At 67.3% G+C, this 19871-nt stretch carries 16 protein-coding genes, 2 tRNA genes and 1 pseudogene; 3 read left to right on the forward strand and 16 right to left on the reverse strand.

Features of this window, described 5'->3' with window-relative positions; all coding sequences use genetic code 11:
* Nucleotides 1-18: 18 nt before the first annotated feature.
* Nucleotides 19-390 (forward strand): annotated as a pseudogene (locus E6J58_10045) (hypothetical protein).
* Nucleotides 391-582: 192 nt separating this feature from the next.
* Here E6J58_10045 and E6J58_10050 read toward each other — a convergent pair.
* Both E6J58_10050 and E6J58_10055 read right to left on the reverse strand, forming a co-directional pair.
* Nucleotides 583-656, reverse strand: a tRNA-Pro gene (locus tag E6J58_10050).
* A 54-nt stretch (nucleotides 657-710) separates the two neighbouring features.
* Nucleotides 711-992, reverse strand: a complete 282-nt coding sequence (locus E6J58_10055) for an integration host factor subunit alpha (GenBank protein ID TMB37887.1) — start codon at nucleotides 990-992, stop codon at nucleotides 711-713.
* A gap of 144 nt (nucleotides 993-1136) precedes the next feature.
* On the opposite strand from E6J58_10055, the gene E6J58_10060 reads away from it, so the two are divergent.
* Nucleotides 1137-1757, forward strand: a complete 621-nt coding sequence (locus tag E6J58_10060; GenBank protein TMB37888.1) for a 2-hydroxychromene-2-carboxylate isomerase — start codon at nucleotides 1137-1139, stop codon at nucleotides 1755-1757.
* Here the strand turns inward: E6J58_10060 and E6J58_10065 are convergent.
* From E6J58_10065 to E6J58_10120, 12 genes are all read right to left on the reverse strand, one after another.
* The gene (locus tag E6J58_10065) at nucleotides 1723-4116 is read right to left on the reverse strand and encodes a phenylalanine--tRNA ligase subunit beta (GenBank protein TMB37889.1); all 2394 of its coding nucleotides are present in this window, start codon (nucleotides 4114-4116) and stop codon (nucleotides 1723-1725) included. The genes E6J58_10060 and E6J58_10065 overlap by 35 nt on opposite strands.
* Complete coding sequence (gene pheS / locus E6J58_10070; GenBank protein ID TMB37890.1) at nucleotides 4113-5183, reverse strand: phenylalanine--tRNA ligase subunit alpha; 1071 nt, start codon at nucleotides 5181-5183, stop codon at nucleotides 4113-4115. Before pheS ends, E6J58_10065 begins: the two co-directional genes overlap by 4 nt.
* Nucleotides 5184-5260: 77 nt before the next feature.
* Nucleotides 5261-5605, reverse strand: a complete 345-nt coding sequence (gene rplT / locus E6J58_10075; protein ID TMB37891.1) for a 50S ribosomal protein L20 — start codon at nucleotides 5603-5605, stop codon at nucleotides 5261-5263.
* 83 nt (nucleotides 5606-5688) lie between these two features.
* Complete coding sequence (gene rpmI / locus E6J58_10080; GenBank protein TMB37892.1) at nucleotides 5689-5898, reverse strand: 50S ribosomal protein L35; 210 nt, start codon at nucleotides 5896-5898, stop codon at nucleotides 5689-5691.
* 60 nt (nucleotides 5899-5958) lie between these two features.
* The gene (locus E6J58_10085; GenBank protein TMB37893.1) at nucleotides 5959-6630 is read right to left on the reverse strand and encodes a translation initiation factor IF-3; all 672 of its coding nucleotides are present in this window, start codon (nucleotides 6628-6630) and stop codon (nucleotides 5959-5961) included.
* Nucleotides 6631-7160: 530 nt separating this feature from the next.
* Nucleotides 7161-9545, reverse strand: a complete 2385-nt coding sequence (locus E6J58_10090) for a hypothetical protein (protein TMB37894.1) — start codon at nucleotides 9543-9545, stop codon at nucleotides 7161-7163.
* Nucleotides 9546-9780: 235 nt separating this feature from the next.
* Complete coding sequence (gene thrS, locus E6J58_10095; GenBank protein TMB37895.1) at nucleotides 9781-11739, reverse strand: threonine--tRNA ligase; 1959 nt, start codon at nucleotides 11737-11739, stop codon at nucleotides 9781-9783.
* A gap of 54 nt (nucleotides 11740-11793) precedes the next feature.
* Nucleotides 11794-11868, reverse strand: a tRNA-Val gene (locus tag E6J58_10100).
* Between the two features lie 55 nt (nucleotides 11869-11923).
* Nucleotides 11924-12499, reverse strand: coding sequence for a CDP-alcohol phosphatidyltransferase family protein (locus tag E6J58_10105; GenBank protein TMB37896.1), 576 nt, complete (start codon nucleotides 12497-12499; stop codon nucleotides 11924-11926).
* The gene (locus E6J58_10110) at nucleotides 12466-13161 is read right to left on the reverse strand and encodes a FecR domain-containing protein (protein TMB37897.1); all 696 of its coding nucleotides are present in this window, start codon (nucleotides 13159-13161) and stop codon (nucleotides 12466-12468) included. Before E6J58_10110 ends, E6J58_10105 begins: the two co-directional genes overlap by 34 nt.
* Before the next feature lie 10 nt (nucleotides 13162-13171).
* Nucleotides 13172-14761 (reverse strand): hypothetical protein, encoded by a 1590-nt coding sequence (locus E6J58_10115; GenBank protein TMB37898.1) that lies wholly within the window; start codon nucleotides 14759-14761, stop codon nucleotides 13172-13174.
* A gap of 62 nt (nucleotides 14762-14823) precedes the next feature.
* A complete protein-coding gene (locus E6J58_10120; protein TMB37899.1) occupies nucleotides 14824-16335 on the reverse strand; it encodes a hypothetical protein in 1512 nt (503 codons plus the stop codon).
* A 125-nt stretch (nucleotides 16336-16460) separates the two neighbouring features.
* On the opposite strand from E6J58_10120, the gene E6J58_10125 reads away from it, so the two are divergent.
* Nucleotides 16461-16712, forward strand: a complete 252-nt coding sequence (locus E6J58_10125) for a hypothetical protein (GenBank protein ID TMB37900.1) — start codon at nucleotides 16461-16463, stop codon at nucleotides 16710-16712.
* Here the strand turns inward: E6J58_10125 and recG are convergent, their stop codons facing one another.
* A complete protein-coding gene (recG, locus tag E6J58_10130) occupies nucleotides 16713-19211 on the reverse strand; it encodes an ATP-dependent DNA helicase RecG (GenBank protein ID TMB37901.1) in 2499 nt (832 codons plus the stop codon). It lies immediately after the preceding gene.
* Nucleotides 19208-19711 carry a transcription elongation factor GreA gene (gene greA, locus E6J58_10135; GenBank protein TMB37902.1) on the reverse strand — a complete coding sequence of 168 codons (504 nt, stop codon included), beginning with the start codon at nucleotides 19709-19711 and terminating at the stop codon, nucleotides 19208-19210. Before greA ends, recG begins: the two co-directional genes overlap by 4 nt.
* Nucleotides 19712-19871 lie beyond the last annotated feature (160 nt).

Below are 19871 nucleotides of genomic sequence, written 5' to 3' on the forward strand. Positions count from 1 at the left end.
CCCTATCTCGACGCTGCTCTGAGGCTCTCGCCGTCCAGGTGGGTGTTCCCTGCCGCGGATGGATCGCAGCGCGCACCCGACACCAATCTCAAGGCCGTCCTACAGCGCTCCCTCGGCCGCGCCGGCATCGTCGATGGCTACGAGCACCGCTGCCGCAAGCCAGGCTGCGGCCACGTCGAGCTTGCCAACGACGACAGCAACCGCCGCTGCCCGAAAGACAACCGCGCGCTCTGGATCCGGCCGCTGCCCAAGAAGGGCATCGTTTTCCACTCGCTCCGGCACACGACGGCGACACTGCTCGCGCGCGCGAAGGTTCATCCTTCTGTGGCACAGAAGATCCTGCGGCACGCGAACATCGAGACCACGCTCGCGATCTACACGCACCTAGACGGCATCGAAGACATGCGCGCGGCCGTCGCGAAACTCGACTTCGGGCCGCTCGCGGAGCGAGCGCCAGCTCCCGTTGTTCCGCTCAAGAAACAGGGGACCTTTGCTGCCAATTTGCTGCCAGCAGCCCTTTCCCCAAAACCTGAGGCCCCTGACCGTCCCGAAAACTTCGGAAAGATCAGGGGCCTCCAAGAGTCGGGGCGACTGGATTTGAACCAGCGACCACTTGCACCCCAAGCAAGTGCGCTACCAGGCTGCGCTACGCCCCGGCACGGTCCAACGGGGGCAGCGTCGTAACACCCGCTCCCGCGGGCGTCAACGCTTCAGGCCGACTTGTTGAGCGCGTTCTTCAGGACCTGCGAGGGCCGGAACGTCAGCACGCGCCGAGCGGAGATTTCGATCTCCTGCCCGGTCTGCGGATTGCGGCCGACGCGCGACTTCTTCTCGCGCACGACGAAGTTGCCGAACCCGGAGAGCTTGATCTTTTCGCCGCGCTCCAGCGTGTCCTTCAGCGTGTCGAAAACCATCTCGACGATCTCGGCGGACTCCTTCTTGGAGAATCCGACTTTGCCGCAAACGCTGTCGATGACGTCAGCCTTGGTCATGGCACGACAGTACACGGACAGCGCCAACTCGGTCAAACCCCGAAGGAAAAGGCCCTCTCTTACCCGTATGACGCAACGCATTAGCGCAGCGCGGCGCAGCCCTTGAGAAGCATCTCCAGGACCGCTCTGCTAGCGTTCGCGCCGATGCAGTTCTGGTTCGATTTCGCCTCCACGTATAGCTACGTCGCCGCTCTCCGCGTCGCGGACGAGTGTGCGGGCGCCGGTGTGGAATTGGAGTACAAGCCGTTCCTCCTCGGGCCGATCTTCACCCAGCTGCTCGGCATCAAGGATTCTCCGTTCAACGTGGAGCCGATCCGGGGCCGGTACATGTGGCGCGACCTCGAACGCCTCTGCGAAAAACACCGGCTTCCCTGGCGTCGCCCAACGGTCTTCCCGCGCAACAGCCTGCTGGCCGCTCGCGTGGCCTGCTGCGCCGGAACCGCGATCTCCACGCTCACGCGAGCGATCTTCGGCGCCAACTTCGCCGACGATCGCGACATCGCGGATCCCGCAGTGCTGCGCGAGATTATCGATTCCAGTGGCGCCGATGGACGCCGACTCGTCGATCTCGCGCAGACGCCGGAAGTCAAAGCGCAGCTTCGCGCCAACACCGCCGAGGCGCAGCGGCTCGGCATCTTCGGCGCACCGGATTTCGTCGCCGATGGCGAGCTCTTCTTCGGGCAGGACCGGCTGGAGGATGCCATCGCATGGGCGCAGCGCTCCGAAAGATTCAAGCGCGGATTTCCGCCCCCAACCGTGCCTTGAGCCGATCGCGGATCGCGGTGCAGAGCGCGTCCGCTTCGGCGTCCGTCAGCGTGCGATCCGGCGCTCTGAGCGAAAGGCCGAACGCGACGCTCTTGCGTCCCTCCGGCACCGGCGCCCCCCGGTACACGTCGAAGAGGGTGACCCGCTCGAGCAGCTTCCCTCCATCCGCGGCACGGATCTCCCCGAGCAGTTTCTCCGCCGGAACGTTGGCGTCAACCACGAACGCCAGGTCCCGCGCGACGGCCGGGAACCTGGGCACCCCGCGAAGCTGCTTCAGCGCGAGGGAACGCTCGAGCAGCGCCTCCCAGTCCAGCTCGGCGAGATACGTCCCGGCAGGCACCTCGAAATGCGCGGCGACTGCCGGATGCACTTGCCCGAGATGTCCCGCGGCTTGCCCTGCGACGAGCAAAGCCGACGCGCTCGCCGGATGCAGCGCCCGATGCGCAGCGAGCTGGTAGCGCGAATCCGCGATTCCCATCGCCTCCAGCACATCCTCGACCACGCCTTTGAGGTCGTAGAAGTCGGCCGCATCGCCGCCGCCATTCCAGCTCTTCGCGCGGCGGGCTCCGCTCAAGACCACACCAAGCCGGCGCGGCTCGTGCACCGGCCAGGCCAGCTCGCCCGACGGATGGCGCGCGTCCCGCTCCGGCAAGTACACGCGGCCGAGCTCATAGAGCTTTACGTCCGGGACGCCGCGCGCGAGGTTGTAGGCGACGTTCCGCAGGAGCCCGGCCAGAAGCGTCGTGCGCATCGCGCCTTGTTCGGTGGTGAGCGGGTTGGCGAGGCGAATCGCTCGCTGCGCGGAGACCGCCGCCAGGTCTTTCTCCGCCAGGAAGCTGTAGTTGAGCGCCTCGTCGAAACCGTGCGCCGAGAGCGCGGCGCGGGCGTGCGCAGTGACGCGCCTCTCGGGCGCAACCGCCGCGGTCTCGCCGACGCCCGCGGGATGCGGCTTCACCGGGATGGTGTCGTAGCCGCGCAGGCGCGCGATCTCCTCGATGCAGTCGATCTCCCTCGTCAGATCGCGCCGCCAGGAGGGCACACTCCAACGGCCGTCACCGACCGGAACGAGCTGGAGCGCGCGCAGCCAGCGATCGACCTCCGCGTCGCCGATGGTCACGCCGAGCACCGCCGAGACGCGGCCGGGCCGGACCATGACCTTCACCGGTTCCCGCGGCGCCGGGTAGACGTCGAGCGCACCGGGCAGCAGCCGACCGCCGGCGAGCTGCACGATCAGCTCCGCGCAGCGATTCGCGGCCGCTTCCGCCGTTCGCTCGTCCATCCCCCGCTCGAACCGATGCGACGCCTCGGTGTGCAGCGCGTGCCTGCGCGAGGTGCGGCGGATTCCCGCCGGGTCGAACATGGCGCTCTCCAGCAGGATCCTCGTCGTGCCGTCACCCACCTCGCTGGTCTGACCGCCCATCACGCCCGCAAGCGCGACCGGCTTCTCGCCGTCGGCGATGACGAGGTCGTCGGCGCTGAGCTTGCGCTCCTTGCCGTCGAGAGTCGTCATCGGTTCGCCTTCGCGCGCGCGGCGCACCAGGATTCGCCGGCCAGCGAGCCTGTCCAGGTCGAAACCATGCAGCGGATGCCCGAGCTCGAGCAGCGCCAGATTCGTCGCGTCCACCACGTTGCTGATGGGTCGGACCCCACAGGCGCGCAGCCGCTCCTGAACATGAAGGGGAGAGGGACCGATGTGCACGCCCTCGATCACGCGGGCGACATAGCGGGGACACCGCTGCGTGTCCTCGATGTCGATCCGCGCCGGCAACTCACCCTTCCCGGCCGGCTGCGCCGGTGGCACCCGCACCGCCACTCCCGTGATCGCCGACAGCTCCCGGGCAATCCCGAGGTGCGACAACGCGTCGGGCCGATTGGGCGTGACGTTGATCTCGAGAATCGTGTCAGGCACCCCGAGCAGCTCGTCGAGGGGCGTTCCGACCCGGACGTCGCGGGGCAGGATCATCAGGCCGGATTGATCGTCGGAGAGTCCGAGCTCGTGCGGCGAGCAGAGCATCCCATCGCTCTCCACGCCGCGAACCTTCGCCCGCCGGACCTCCATCCCGGCCGGCAACCTCGCACCGGGACGCGCCATCGGTACCACGTCGCCGGCGGAATAATTCTGCGCCCCGCAGACCACCTGATGCGTTCCGGCGCCGTCGTCCACCTGGCACACGCTCAGCTGATCGCTCCCCGGGATCGGTGACCGCGTCACCACCACCGCCGCGACGACGCCAGGTCCGAGGGCGCGCCTCTCGCGACCCTCGACCTCGAGGCCGATGGCCGTCAGCTTGCTCGCGATCTCGTCGTCGGAGAGCGCGACCGGGCAAAGCTCGCGCAGCCAGCTCAGCGAGATCTTCATAGCTGCTCCAGGAACCGGACGTCGTTCTCGAACAGCGTGCGCAGGTCATCGAGGTCGTGGCGCAGCATGGCCAGCCGATCGATGCCGACGCCGAAGGCGTAGCCCGTGAACTGCTCCGGGTCATACCCGACGCCCGCCAGCACGTCGGGGTTGACCATGCCGGCGCCGAGGACCTCGAGCCAGCCGCTTCCCTTGCACAGCTTGCACCCTTTTCCGCCGCAAAGCGGGTGCGAGATGTCGACCTCGGCGGACGGCTCGGTGAACGGGAAATAGCTGGGGCGCAGTCGCGTCTGGATCGTCGGCCCGAAGAACGCCTTGACGAAAGCGTCGAGCGTTCCGCGCATGTGCGCCATCGAGATGCCTTCCTCGACGTGCAGGCACTCGACCTGGTGGAACATCGGCGTGTGCGTCGGATCCGAGTCGGAGCGGTACACCTTGCCGGGGCAGATGATCCGGACGGGCGGCTGGCGGCCGAGCATCGCGCGCACCTGGACGGGGCTGGTGTGCGTGCGCAGCAGGAGCTGCTGCATGGCTCCCTTCGTGGGAGGCGAGCCCGGCGGGGGCGGCGGTTGCGACGCCACGTCGATGAAGAATGTGTCCTGCATGTCGCGCGCCGGGTGATCGGGCGGAAACCCGAGCTTCTCGAAGTTGTAAAGGTCCCATTCGATCTCGGGGCCATCGGCGACGTGGAACCCGAGCCGGGCGAAGATCTCCACGATGTCGTCCATCGCCTGGCTCACCGGATGGCGGTGTCCGCGGCGCCGCGTCCGTCCGGGCAGCGTGACGTCCAGCTTCTCGCGATTGAGATCCTTGTCCAGCTCGCGGCGGCCGACGTTCCGCCGTGCGTCCTCGAGCAGCGACTCGAAGGTCGCGATGGCGTCGGTGACGAGCTTGCCCACCCGTGGCCGATCCGCTGCCGCAATGGCGCCGAGCGACTTGCGCAGTCCCGAGAGCGAGCCGCTCTTGCCGAGGTACTTCACCCGCGCAGCCTCGACCTGTTGTTCGCTCTGCGCCGCGGACAGCTCCTGCCGCGCCTCGGCGAGCAATGCGTCGATCCGGTCGATCACCTCATGCTCCTTCGGAAACGACGAAAGCCGCGCCGGGATTCGCCCGACGCGGCCTCGTTGGGAACTGCCTCGAGTGCCTACGCCGCGGCGCGCTTGGCGATCGCGGCAAACGCCTGTGGATCGGCTACGGCGATGTCCGCCAGAACCTTGCGGTCCAGGACGATGTTCGCCTTCTTCAGGCCAGCGATGAAGCGCGAGTACGAGACGCCGTTCAGCCGCGCCGCCGCGTTGATCCGCGCGATCCAGAGCGAGCGGAAGTCGCGGCGGCGCACGCGGCGGCCCCGGGCCGACTGCATCATCGCGCGCTCGACGGCCTCGATCGCGCGTTTGTAGGTGCCGTGACGCCGGCCGCGGAAGCCCTTCGCGAGCTTCAGGACGCGATTTCTCCGGCGACGAGCCTTGAATCCACGCTTGACGCGCATGTCCTTCTCTCCTCGTCCACCACCGGGGACTTCCCGGAGGCCCGCCGCGGGCGCTGGTCCATGCGGCGAGTGTGGGGCCTTGCTTACTTCGGCAGGCCGTAGGGCAACGCTTTCTTGAGGTGTCGTTCATCCCGGCGCTGCAGGATGAGCGCGTTGCCCAACCGGTTCTTGCGCTTGCGGTTCTTTCCCAGCGACAGGTTGTGGCGCCGGCCGGCCTTGCCAGCCTTGATCTTGCCCGAACCGGTCATGCGGAAGCGCTTCACGGCGCTCCGCTTCGTCTTCAACTTCGGCATCTTGCGGATCCTTCCGGTCGCTGCGAAAGACGGCGCTTGTACACGCGCCGTCCCTGACCGTCAAGCCTTCGGCGCCTCGGCGTGCTGGGCCGGGGCGGGAGGAGCGACAGAAGCCGCCGACCCTCCGCTCGCCTGGCTGGCGGACGGTGCCGGCCGCGGCTGCGGCGGGCGCGGAGGGTGCGCAGCCTGGGCGGCTGGCGCCTTGGCCCGCTGCGACTGCAGCCAGCGCGGATTGGGGGCGAGGATCATGAAGAGCAGGCGGCCTTCGAGGCGCGGCGCCTGTTCCACCACCGCGATGTCCTTCAGGTCCTGCCCGATGCGGCTGAGGATCGCCTGCCCAATCTCGCGGTGCGTGATCTCGCGCCCGCGGAACATCACCGTGCAGCGGGCCTTGTTGCCCTCCTCGAGGAACTCGCGGATGGCCTTGGTCTTGAAGTTGTAGTCGTGCTCTTCGGTCTTGGGCCGGAACTTCACTTCCTTGAGCTTGACGACCGTCTGCTTCTTCTTGGCCTCGTTGGCCTTCTTCTTCGCTTCGTACTTGAACTTGCCGTAGTCCATGATCTTGCAGACCGGCGGCTTGGCCATCGGCGAGACCTCGACCAGGTCGAGGCCATACTCTGCTGCTTTGGCGAGGGCGACTTCGAGGGGTATCACCCCCAACTGCTCTCCCTCTGGACCGATGACTCGAAGCTCACGTGCGCGGATTCGGCGGTTCGTACGTGCGTCGCGGATGGCAGACTCCCTGGTTTGAGGCCTTGCTCTGAAAATGATTCCGGCGGGACCCCGGGCGATTCAAGGGGCACCGCCGGCTTGAACCTACGCTCGTGTAGTGAAAATCCCGCAGCAGCCCGCGCATGGTAGCGAGTGTAAGCCTCGTGTCAAGGGCAGCGGACGCGCGTGCGTGCCACCGGATGTGCGCCGCTACACTGCTGTAGAAGGAGCCATGCTTTGTCTCCTCCTCGCCCTTCTCGCCGCCCCGCCAGAAGACATGGCGGCGCGCGTGAGCCGACCGGTTGCTCTTCGCGTCCCCGGAATGGACAAAGTCCGAGTCCAGCGCGATCTCGTTTACGATCCCGGCAGCGGTCTGCGTCTGGACGCCTACACGCCTCCGCGGTCCCGGCGCCATCCGGTCGTCGTCCTGTTGCACGGCGGCGTGCCCGACGACGTGCCTGTTCGTCCCTCGAGTGCCGCTGAACGACGCTTCGCCGTTCAATAGGGTGCCGCGGCTATGGACGTGCGACCTGCGTCGAGTGACTCCGGCATTAGGGGCACTGGAAATTCGTGCAGCTCGTCCTGCAGAAGAGTCCGTCGGAACAGCAATCGACCAGGCCATCAGCGCACTTCGGTGGCGGCGGAGGAGGAGGGGGCGGCGGAGGGTCACAGCGGTTCGAGACATTGCAGGTCGACCCATCGACGGCGCACTGGCCGCACCAGATGTAGCCGCCGCATCCGTCGTCGATCGAGCCGCATACGGCACCCACCGCCGCGCACGTCCTCGGAATGCAGGCGCTGCAATCATCCGGACAAGAGTTGATCTTCGCGCCCGACGAGTTCCGCGCCGGCTGACATACGGCGGCATGAGCTCCCATCAAGAGCGGCCAGTCCGGCGCGACTCCGGGGATCGCGGAGTCGTCCGCGAAATTCCGACGGACGGACAAAGACAGCGTGCCGCCGCCGGCGTGTGACAAGGACACCGTCCAATCGCTGGGAAGATCGCGGTCGGCGCTGCCAACGAAGTAACCATACGGTTGTTGGTTCGCAATATAGGCTGCAAAGTTCGAATCGCCGGCCCACCCGTTCGCGGAGTCCTGCCGCGTCAGGTTGTAGTCTGGATGGACGGCGCCGACGCACAGGGGAAGAGCAGGTTCGTAGTCAGGAACCTTGAACGTCGCCTGGAGTCCGTCGAAAGCAGTGTGCGTGGCAAAGGGATAAGGCGCGTGCGACATGGCCTTGATGTGGACAGTACTGGTCTTTGGCACATCCTGCTGGTGCAACCATGTCATCGCCACCGCAGGGTGCAGTTCCGTCCTGTAGCCGTAATCAAAGCCATAGGCCACAGCGGTATGTCCGCAGTCAAAGACGGGTACCCCGCGGACCGCGGCCTGGTCCCCGCGCGTGGGAAAATCGGCCCGCCACCCATCATTGTTCACGACCGTTGGTGGAAGAGGCTTGGGCTCACCGGTGCTCCGGTCGACGACGAAGAAGTCGCTCGGTTCGCGCGTGCGCAACATGATCGGGCCAGTCAGGCTCGAGGTCCAATATGTCGCGGGTCCCTGACGGGGATACAGGTACATCCACTCAGCCTCGATCCCCAAAACCGGAATCGACCCGTCCTCGGGAGCCATCTTGTTGGCCCATCCGAGGAGGGATCCGTCGATGTAACCGTCCGGTCGAAGCGGGATGATATGCACGTTGAAGTCGCGGTCACGATGGTGCGGCGTCCAGTCGTCGTGCGCGACTCTTGTATAGGCGCATACGTTCGACGCCGAGCCAGGCTGCAGCGAGGTTCCCTGGGGGACGGTACACGACAGACCGTCGCGCACGCAGCCAGCCTCATCGGTCCAGCCGCCTCCGGAAACGATTCCAGCGGCGGTGCCCAGGTAGTACGGGAAGTTCGAGTACACGTAGTGGAAGTGGTCGTCCGTCGGCGGGATGCTGAAGTTTTGCAGCGCAGTGGTGACTGCGTCGTCGAATTTATACGGGCAATAGGTGATGCCCGGCGTGTTGAACATGATCCCTGGATTCACATAGCTGAGATTGAGCTTCGGTGGCGACGTCGGGCACGGAAAGACGAAAACGCCCGAGTTTCCGATCAGGTCGTTCGAGCCCCCGATCGGCGAAATGCCGTGCACGTAGATCTTCTTGTTTCTGAGCTGGTAGTTGAGCGCCGCGCTAATCGGAATGTCGAAGCGGAGGGCCGTCGCTCCGTCGAGCTTGCAGGCTGAGGCGACGTCGGGCTCGCTCGCGAGATTGGCGGTGGCCGCCGTCACGAAGGTGCCGGAACCCGCGGGTCCGCCCGCATAGAGGTGAACGTTGATCGAACCGGCCACTCCGTGGGCGCATGCCCAACCGGGGATGTGCTGCGCGTCGGATGCGGTGGGAAAGATCCCGTCGATGTTGCCGACGACGGCGCCATCGGGAAACTTGAAGGCGCCCGAATTGGACAGCAGGTCATTTGTGGTTCCAACCGGCGAGATCCCGTGCACGTAGATCGGCGCCGACTTGAACTGGCTGACCATCGACGGCGTGATGGGAATGTCGAACCGGTATGCACCACCGCTGACGTAACAAGCCTGCGCGACGGCTGGTTCGCTCGCGACGCTCGCGGTAGCCGCGGTGACGAACGTGCCGGACCCGGCCGGTCCTCCTGCGTAGACGTGAACGTCGATCGATCGCGCGACGTACTTTGCGCATGCCCAACCCACGATCCGTGGCTGCCCGGCGCGTGACGGAGCCCCGTCGATATAGCCGGTGATCTTGCCATACGCGATCATGCATGAACCGTCGCCGTCGCAGATTCCGGCGCCACCGTTGCACGATGTCCCATAGGCCAGCGGCAACAGATCCCAGCCGCCGGTATCGGACGAGCAGATCGCCTTGTTGCACTCCGGAACGTACGGCGCTGGTCCGCAACGACCCAGTGCCATCGCACGCATCGGAACGCCCGCTGCAAGTACGCAGGCGGTCAGGAACAGACTTCGAGTCGACAAGTGGTTGGCAACGCCCCGAGCCATCGGACTTCCCTCCTCCGGACTCTGCTGCGGCCGGGCCCGACGCGACGTGGTCTGCTGGAACTCCCCCTCAACAGCGCGCGGATGGTGGCATACGCGAAGAACGCGCACAAATACGGAGCTCTTTATTCAATGATTGCGGGAGGATCCGTTAATACGGAGCCGCGGCTTCCGCTGACAACTTCGCAGCGAACGCGTCCAGCGGTTGAAAGCCGAGGTCGGCGTCCTTGCCTTCGCCGTGCTTGCGTGGCGAGACGCCCTTTCCCTCCACTTCCTTGTCGCCGATCACCAGCGTGTACGGCACCTTCATGAGCTGGGCGTCGCGGATCTTCGCGCCGAGCTTCTCGGACGACTCGTCCAGCTCGACCCGCAGCCCCCGCAGCTGGAGCTGTGCGTAGACCGCGCGCGCCCAGTCCATGTGGCGGTCGGCCACGGTGATGATCCGCGCCTGCATCGGCGCCAGCCAGACCGGGAAGTTCCCGGCGAAATGCTCGATGAGGATGCCGATGAACCGCTCGAAGCTACCGTAGATGGCGCGGTGGATCACCACCGGCCGATGCTCCTTGTTGTCGTCGCCCACGTAGCCGAGCTCGAAGCGGTCGGGAGCGTTGTAGTCGAGCTGGATGGTCCCGAGCTGCCACTCGCGGCCGATGCTGTCCTTGACGTGGAAGTCGAGCTTGGGGCCATAGAACGCGCCATCGCCCGGATTCTCCACCCAATCGATGCCCGTCTGCTGGACGGCCGCGCGCAAGCTCGCCTCGGCGCGGTCCCACAAGTCATCCGCTCCGATCCGCTGCGGCGGACGGGTCCCGAACTTGGCGCGGAACGGCAGCCCGAGCGCGTCGTAGACCTTCTTGATCAGCTCGGTGAGCCGCTTCACCTCGTCGACGATTTGCGACTCCGTCAGGATCACGTGCGCGTCGTCCTGCTGGAACTGGCGCACGCGCGTCAGTCCCGAGAGCACGCCCGTCGCTTCGTTCCGGTGCAGCACGTCCTGCGTGTGGTAGCGGATCGGCAGCTCGCGATAGCTGTGCTTCTTCATCTGGTAGAACAGGTAGTGCGAAGGGCAGTTCATCGGCTTGAGCGAAAAGCTCGCCCGCTCGTCGATGTTCTCTTCCTTCGACTCCGGGTCGAGCACGAGGAACATGTTCTCCCGGTACTTGCCCCAATGGCCACTGCGCTCCCAGAGCGTCTTGTTGAACATCAGCGGCGTCTTGATCTCCTGGTAGCCGTTGCGCAGGCACAGGCCGCGCATCGCGTCGCTCAGCGCCTGGAAGAGCAGCGTCCCGCGGTGGGTCCAGAAGACCGCGCCCGGGGCCGCCGGATGGAAAGCGAAGAGATCCAGCTCGCGCCCCAGCTTGCGATGGTCGCGCTTGCGCGCCTCTTCCTGCTGTTTCAGCCAGGCGTCGAGATCCTTCTTGTCGAAGAACGCCGTCCCGTAGATCCGCTGGAGCTGCGGGTTGCGATGATCTCCGCGCCAGTATGCGCCGGCGACGTTGAGCAGCTTGATCACGCCGATCTTCCCCGTCGACGGTGCGTGGGGCCCGAGGCAGAAGTCCACCCAGTCGCCGTGCGAATAGAGGGTCAGCGTCTTCGCGCCCTTGCTGAAGATGTCCTCGACGATCTCCTTCTTGAACGTCTCGCCGAGCCTGTCGAAGAGCTGCAGGGCTTCTTCGCGCGAGACTTCCTTGCGCACGAAGGGAAGGTCCTTGCGGATCTCCTCGTTGGCCGCCTTCTCGATCTTCTCCAGATCCTCCGGCGTGAACGGCTCCTTGCGGAAGAAGTCGTAATAGAAGCCCTCTTCCGTGTGCGGGCCGATGGTCACCTGCGTGCCGGGGAAGAGCCGCTGGACGACGCTCGCCACCACGTGCGCCGCGTCGTGACGGATGAGGTCGAGCCCCTCCTTCTGCTTGCTGGTGATCACCGTCAGCTTGCCGCCGCGGTCCAGCGGACGGGAGAGATCGAGCTCCTGGTCGTCGAGCTTCGCGAACAGCGCCGCTTTGGCCAGGCCCGCGCCGATCTGCGTCTTCACGAACTCGAAGACGGTGGTGCCTGCGGGCACCTGCTTGCTAGAGCCGTCGGGCAGCGTGATCTGGACTACGTCGGGCATGCGCCCCTCTATAACGCGAAAGGCCCGACCGCAGCCGGGCCCTTCATCTGGTGCTGGTGCGTCCTGCTGGAATCGAACCAGCGACCCCCACCGTGTCAAGGTGGTGTTCTACCGCTGAACTAAGGACGCGAGCCGGGCTGTGGCGTGTAGCAGCGGCGCTCGGACGGGTCAAGCAGTTCGCAAGCTACGCCGGCTGCGGCGGACGCCGCATCAGGTCGATGAAGATCGCCAGGTACTGGGCCCAGGAGATCACCATGCACTGCGCGGCGATCATCGCCAGGGCGATCAGCAGCGGGCCCGGATCGACTTCGCGCGCCCCCTGGACCAGCGCGAAGATGCTGGCGGCGGCGAGGAACGCGGTCCCGTACTTGCCGAAGCGCGTCGGCCGGATCGCATAGGTCCGTCCGCTCCGGGTCAGGATGCCGATCGCGCTCAGGATGCAGAGCTCGCGGAAGACGAGCAGCCCGAGCAGCCACCGGGGCAGCCGCTGCGACCAGCAGAGAAGGACGAGCGCGGAGAGACCGAGGAGCTTGTCGGCAATGGGGTCGAGGATCGCGCCCAGGGCGGTGAACTGCTTGAGCAGCCGGGCGGCGATCCCGTCGAGCCAGTCGGTGACCATGGCGCCGATGAACACCGCCAGCGCGGCGCCGAGCCGGCCGTAGACGAACAGCACGACGAACACGGGGACGGCGACGATGCGCAGGCCGGTGAGGAAATTGGGGACGTTCACTTCGTCGCGGCGTCGCGCTGCTGGTTCCAGCGCGCGAAGGCGTCGTCCTTGTCCACGTCAGCCGGGAACTCCTCTGGCTCGCCCGGGGTCCCGTCGGCGGCGATGAAGATCTGCATTTGCTTGCCCACCAGCTTCTCCCATTGCTCGCGCGTCACCTCCTGCGGCCCCGCCACTTCGCGGCGTTCACCTCCGGGAGATCCCGCTTGCGCCGCGCCCTTTCCCACCGCGACGGAGCCGTCGTAGACGCGCACCAGCACGCTCTTGTCGTCGTTGGCATCGACCCGGAAGGTGGTCCCGCGCACACCCGCTACGGCGTTCTCCGTCTCGACCTCGAACTTCTGTTCTCCCTGGAGCACGGAGGTGACCTTCGCCCAGAGCTTGCCAAAGAACAACCTCGCGGTCAGCCTGCGCCGCGCCGCACCAACGGCGAAGTGCGCTTCCGCGAGCTGGAGCTTCGCTTTGCCGCCGAGCCTCAGCACGGAATTGTCGCTGAAACGGATCTCCAGGCGCGCCTTCTCTTGCGTCTCGATGGTGTCGCCCTGCCCAACTGCCATCCCCAGGCGGAGCTCGCCCCGGGGACCGCTTCCGCGCGATCTCTGCGCCCTGCCTTCGAGCGCGGAGACCTGCGCAGTCTTCGGCGCCGCCCCCGCCGCGAGCACGCCGATGAGGCTTGCGACGGCCGCAAGGCTCATCCGCCGGCCTTCACGGTCCGAGCTCGAGATCCACGGTATTCGCCGTCAGGCCGAGCACGCGCACGGAGAACTTGCCCAGCTTCTTCGTCTCCACCTCCTGCGCGAATTCCTCGGCCGTGCCCAGCATCGTGACGTCGAGCTCCTGCGTCCCGGCTGCGAAGCTTCGCTGCGAGACGTTGCGCACGCCGCGGACGCGCTGCGAAAGCGCCGCGCGGAAGTCCGATGCGGTCCGGAACGAGGGCACCTTGCGCACGGTCACGTGCAGGTCGTTCCCGGACGACACGTCCTTGACGAAGCGGGCGGCGATCTTCTTCGTCATGTCCTGCGCGAACGCGCGCGACGCCTTCTTGATGGCCTCCTTCCCACAGGAGAGATCATCGAGCTGGGCGGCATTCTGCGTGGTTTCCGCAGTGGAAAGGATATCCCCGTTGTCGGTGTTCACGGCGCGTCCGGAGATCGTCGCCGAGCAGGATCGCCAGCCGGGGCCGAGGTCGGCCACCTCTCCGCGCGCGATCGCCACCGCCTGTCCGAACAGGATCACCTCGGCGCCGGTGAGCGACTTCAGCTTGCGCGCCTGCGCGGCGGTGATCTCCGTCGCAATGCCGCCCACCTGGACGGTCTTCTCCGCCGCGATCTCGGGATCGATGAGCTGTGCGAAGCCGCCGTTCTTCAGCGCGTCGAGGACCGTCGTCTCCGCGATGCGGAGATCGGTGGAGACGAGCGCGCGCTCGCCGCGCATCCACACCGCCCGCGGCGCCACCATGCCGATGTTCTGTTCGGCGATCAGCACCATGGTGCGCGGCATGCCCTTGCGGGCCATCAACAGGCCCATCGCCTCGAGGTCCTTGTCCAGCTCCGCGGTGCCGATGAAGGCACGGACGGCGACCTGGACGACGGCGCCATCCATGGATTCCTTGACGATCTCGTAACGACGCACGAACCCCTGCGCATGCGTGAGGACCCGATCCATCCGGATCTGGAAATCCTTCGTCTCCGTCGTGGAAGAGACGCGCGTGCCCGCCGCCATTTCCACCGCGCGGCGGAGGGCGTCGTCGGTCGCTTTCTGGCGCGCCGCCGGACGATCGCCGTCGAGGACGGCCGCTTCGCCTTGCGCCACCTGTACGATCGCATCTCCCTGCACCTGCGCAGCCGGGACCGTGCCTCCCGACGCCGCCAGCGGCGCCACTCCAGCCGGGACGCGGATGGCGCCTGCCAGCTCCGGCGGCAGCTCGTCGAGCGGCACTTCGATGTCGAGAGAGACTCCACCGTCGGAGTAGTAGTGCGTCTTGATCGGCTTGACCCCCTTGAGCGTCCCGTCTACCCGGGTCATCAGCGTCGCGTCATTCTGGAGCATGCCCGCGACAGTCCCGCCGGATTGCACTTCCAAGCCCTTCAGCGACTCGAGCGCATTGCGATAGGCGTCGAGCTTCGCCGCCCGCTCCGCACCGAGCCGCGCCACTGCAACAGAGGGCGCGTTCAGGTCGGGGGCGCCCTGGCCGTGTCCGAGGAGCACGCGGCGGTTCCAGTCGATTTCCCCTTTGGTCTGGGCGAGCGTCGGGGCCGCGGCGAGCACGGCAACGAGAGCGAATCGGCGGAGCACGGCAACCCTCCCGGTCAGGCGTGCGAGTATCCCAAAGAGATCCGGAGGCAGCCAGATCTCGGTCAGCGGGTCGCCTTGCGCTTCCGCTCGACCAGCGCTTCCACGGTCTGGCCGATCCGTTGGGTGAGAATGAGCATCTCGCCCATGTCGGTTGGCGCCTGCTTCTTGTGACCGTTGTCGAGATACAGCATGTGCGACACGCGGCCCCGGTGGAGGATGGGGAAGATCAGCGCGCTGAGCGGGACCTTCTTGCCGAGCGTGGCGAGGAAGCGGATGTTCGCGGGCGTCTTCTGCAGCGGACCCATGTAGTGGCTGCGCGTCTTCACCACCAGCGAGAAGGCCGACTCCGCGGCGAGCGGCATCGCCACCTGGTGCGCGTTCTCCGTGCCTTCGCCGAGACCATCCCATCCCAGCGCGACGCCGCCTTGCACCTGAAGGAGCAGCGCCCGGGCGGCCTTGCTCCGCGAGGCGCGCAGGACGATATGCGCGATCGAATCCCGGTCCGACACCCCCGCGAGAGCCTGGAGCGCCTGCTTGAAGTCGAGCGGGCTTTCCTCACGTGCCGGCGGCGGCGGCGGTTCCGGGACGTCGTCCCAGGCTACTGACGGCAGCGGCGCCTCCTCTGGTTCGACGGCGGCGGCAGCGAGCTGCATGGGCTCGGTGACGATCGCGTCCGCAGGAAGCTCCGCGAGGATGGCATCCTCCGGCAGCGACTCCAGCTTCTCCTCCTCCGGTTGCGGCTCCGGAGGCTGGATGTGCGGGAGCACCGGCGCCCTCGAGGACTGTCCACGATGCGAGTACCAGGAGGCGGCGGGCTCCCTCGCCGCGGGCGCCGTGATCGGCGGCGCAGGCTGCGGCGGCGTACCCGCCGGCTGCACCATCCGGTTGTAGATCTCGTTGAAGGCGCCCTCGTCGATCAGCTCCGGCGTCGTGTCCGCCAGCTTCTCCACTTCCTTCGCCTTCCGCTTCAGCCGGCGGCCTTCCTCGGGCACGACGCCGAAGTCGAGCGCGCGCATCTGCCGGATCGCCTGGTAGTGCATGCGCAGGAGCTGGAAGACGCGAAACTCGGGGGCGATCACGGGCACGCACGTGCGACCCGTCTTGTAGGAGAGCTGGTCGAGCTCGCTCACCTTGATCTCGCAGCAGAGCAGCTTCAGCCGACGCTTTTCCACCTTCCAGGGGACGATTTCATGCCGGTCGGCGACGTGCTTCGGGATCGAGCTGACGAGCGACGGATCGACCTGCAGCTCGCCCCACGCCACTTCGGCGCCGAGTTGCTTGCCCAGCGCGCGTGCGAGCTGTACTTCTTCCACCAGCCTCAGCTCGAGGAGATTGGTCCCCAGGCGGCCGCCATAGAGCACCTGCCAATCCAGCGCTTCCTCGAGCCCTTCTGGGGTGAGGTGGCCCTCGCGGATGAGCACCTCGCCGATCTTCGCCATCTGCCCACGCAGGCTAGCACGGACATGGCGCCTGCCCGCAAAGCGAACGTCCCCGGGCAGAAATCCCCGACTCCCGGCGTTGCAAGGGTCATGAGACGCACGCTCGCCATCCTCGCCGGCCAGGCCCGCGCCCATCCGGTGCACCAGCGCGCGGTGATGCAACGTGGCGATCGCGCCGGCCTGCCCACCGCAGGAGTGACCGGCGCTGGTGCGGGGACGGTCAAGGAAGGGATCGCGGTGCGAGGATGAAGGAGCGCCAGATGATCACCCAGGACGATTGGCGGCTTCAGGGTCAGGATTGGCTGCGCGAGGAGCTGCTCCGGTACGCGGCATATCGGCCGCCGCGTCCCGGCTCCGAGCACGACCACTGCGAGTTCTGCTGGGTCCCCTTCCGCACACGCGAGCTCCCGGGCACCGCGCGCGAGGGCTACGTGACCCAGGACCGCCGCTGGATCTGCGAGACCTGCTACGAAGACTTCAAGTTGATGTTCGACTGGGTGATCGAGACGTAGTCAGCCGACGCGCGCGAGCGAGAGCCGCCCGCGCCAGCGGTGCATCAGGTCTCGCACCGCCGCGTTCTCGGGGCTGCGCAGCTCGGGATCCTCCTCGACCAGCGCGAACGCCTCCTCCCGCGCCTCCTGCACGATGACCTGATCGCGCGCCAGCTCGGCGACGGCAAAGTCGGGCATGCCGCTCTGCCGTGTCCCGAGGATGTCGCCCTGGCCACGCAGCTCGAGGTCCTCTTCCGCGATGCGGAAGCCATCCGTCGTCTCTTCCATCACCTGCAGCCGTCTCCGGGCCTCCGGACCCCACTCCGCTCCCGAAGTGCCCGTGAGCAGCAGGCAATACGACTTCGCGGCTCCCCGTCCAACCCGGCCGCGGAGCTGGTGCAACTGCGAGAGGCCGAACCGCTCCGCGTGCTCGACCAGCATCACAGTGGCGTTGGGCACATCGACGCCGACCTCGATCACGGTGGTGGCCACCAGGATGCGCGTCTCGCCATGCCGGAACCGCTCCATCTCCTCATTGCGCTCGGCCGCGCTCTGGCGCCCGTGGACAAGACCGATGGTGACGTCGGGGAAGACGTCCAGCGCGAGGTGATCGCGCTCCTTGATCGCCGACTTGACGTCGACGAGCTTCTCGCTGTCTTCGACGAGCGGCAGGACGACATAAGCCTGCCTGCCTGCGCGCAGCTCCCGCCGGATCACGTCGTACGCCTTCTCGCGCACGGCGTCGCGGTACACCTTGGTCGCGATGGGGGTGCGCCCGGGCGGAAGCTCGTCGAGAACGCTGGTGTCGAGATCGCCGTACACGGTCAGGGCCAGCGTTCGCGGAATGGGGGTAGCCGTCATCACCAGCACATCGGGCCGATGGCCCTTCGACATGAGCTGCGCGCGGGTCATGACCCCGAAGCGGTGCTGCTCGTCGATGATCGCGAGGCCCAGCCTGTGAAAGGCAGTGGCCTCTTCCGCGAGCGCGTGCGTGCCCACGACGATCTGCGCCGTCCCCGAGCGAAGCAGCCGCGCGGCATGGTCACGCTCCCTCTGCGACAGGCTGCCGCTCACCAGCTCGACGTGGACCTGGGCGCCTCGCAGGAGCATCCGCAGCGACCGCGCGTGCTGCTCGGCGAGGATCTCGGTCGGGGCCATCAGAGCGGCCTGATACCCGTCCTCGACGGCGATGCGCGCCGCGCAGAGGGCGACCGCCGTCTTGCCGCTGCCCACGTCCCCCTGGAGCAGCCGGTTCATCGGCTCCGGCTTGCGCATGTCGTCGGCAAGGGCAATGACCGCGCGCTGCTGGGCGCCGGTCAGCGGCCAGGGCAGCGCGGACACGATGCGGTCGACGGCCTCTGGAAGCGCCCGGAACGAGATTCCCGGCTCGACCTTCACGCCGCGCCGCCGGAGCGCCAGCCCCAACTGGACGAGGAACAGCTCCTCGAACGCCAGCCTCCGACGCGGCTGGCCCCCGGGAACGCCGCGGGCCAGCTCTTCGGCAAATTTCTCGGGAAAGTGGGCCTCGCGCAACGCTTCCGGCAGCGTGAGCAGCCGCCGGCGCTTGCGCACCGGTTCCGGGAGCAGGTCCTCGACGAAGCGGACGTACTCGTCGACGGCCCGCTTCTCGATGCGCCGGAACGTCCGGGGCGGGATGCCTTCGACGTCGCTGTAGACCGGAACCACGCGCCCGAAGGAATCGTCGTCACGGGGGCCCGACGGCTCACCGGACGGACCGAGGAGCTCGACGTCCGGGTGGTGCATCACCTTGCCGCCACCGCGATATCCCTGCCGCACCTCACCGGAGACCATCGCCTGCGCCTGGAGCGGAAAGCGCTGCAGGAAGCTGGGCCGGTAATGGAACCAGATGCAGACCAACGTTCCACCTGCCTGGTCGCGGATCAGCACTTCCAGCCGCCGCCGGCGGCCGCTCGCCTCCTGCGCCTTGACAATCTTCCCGGCGATCACCGACCGCTCGCCGACGGGCGCCTGCGCAACCGTGCGCGGAGTCCGCCGATCCTCGTAGCGGCGCGGCAGGTTGAGGAGCAGGTCTCCCGTGGTCCGCAGGCCCTTGGCCTCGAGCTTTTCCGCGATGGCGGGGCCCACGCCGCGGAGCTGGATGACGGGGGTGGAGAGCGGATCCGCGGGGGTCTTCGGCGCCGCGGCAGCTTCTTTGGACATGGGCGCGAGCCTGCCACCCGCCCCTGACATCCCCTGCGCCAGGGCCGCGATCTCGAGCGGGACGGGCAGCAGCGCGCCCAGCTCCCGCACCAGGGCGGCGATCGCCTTCCGCCGCTCCTCCTCCCCCGCGGCATCGAATCCGCGGACGCTGGCCGCGAGCCGGTCGAGGGGGCCGGCCGAAGCGGCGGTCGCGTAGGCGCGCGCCTGTTCCACGACCCGCGCCACCAGGTCCTCGAGCCCGTTCAACCGGGAAACCCCGGCGCGGGTGGCGAAGCGCAACGGCTGAAGGAGCGGCGACAGCGCAAGCGAGAGCGCGGGGTCGCCCTGGCTCACGGTCACTCCTCTTCGTCGACCGCGTACTCGGCGAACAGCACTTCGAGGACCTCATACTCCCGCTCGCCCCCCGGAGTCCGGATGGTCACCGTGTCGCCCACCTCGCGCCCGATCAGGCCGCGGGCGATGGGGCTCGTGATGCTGATGCGGCCCTTCTTCAGATCGGCTTCCGTCTCTCCCACGATGGTGTACTGCGCGCTCTGCCCGGACTCGGCTCCCTCGAGCTTCACCGTGGCCCCGAACACGACCCGATCGCCGGAGAGGCGCGAGACGTCGATGATCTCCGCGCGCGCCAGCCGGTCCTCCAGCATCTGGATCCGCCCTTCGACGTGCGACTGCCTTTCCTTGGCGGCGTGGTACTCGGCGTTCTCGCTCAGGTCGCCGTGATCTCGCGCGACGGCGATCTCCTGGACGATGCGAGGGCGCTCGACGGCCTTGAGGCGCTTGATCTCGCGCTTGATGGCGTCGGCGCCGGCTTTGGTCATCGGGATGTTGTCGCCTGCCATCGGGGCTGCCCTGTGCGAATGAAACGAAATGCGGCCGAGCCCCTCGCGAGGGTCCGGCCGCGACAGCGAATCATCGCCGCCCCGGCGGGGTCCGTCAAGCGAAAGTAGGTGAAGGTAGTCGTCGAGGTCGCTGGCAACGTCGCGTGCGATTTCGCTTGCG

The sequence above is a fragment of the Deltaproteobacteria bacterium genome (genome assembly GCA_005879535.1).
Lineage (GTDB): Bacteria > Myxococcota > Myxococcia > Myxococcales > 40CM-4-68-19 > 40CM-4-68-19.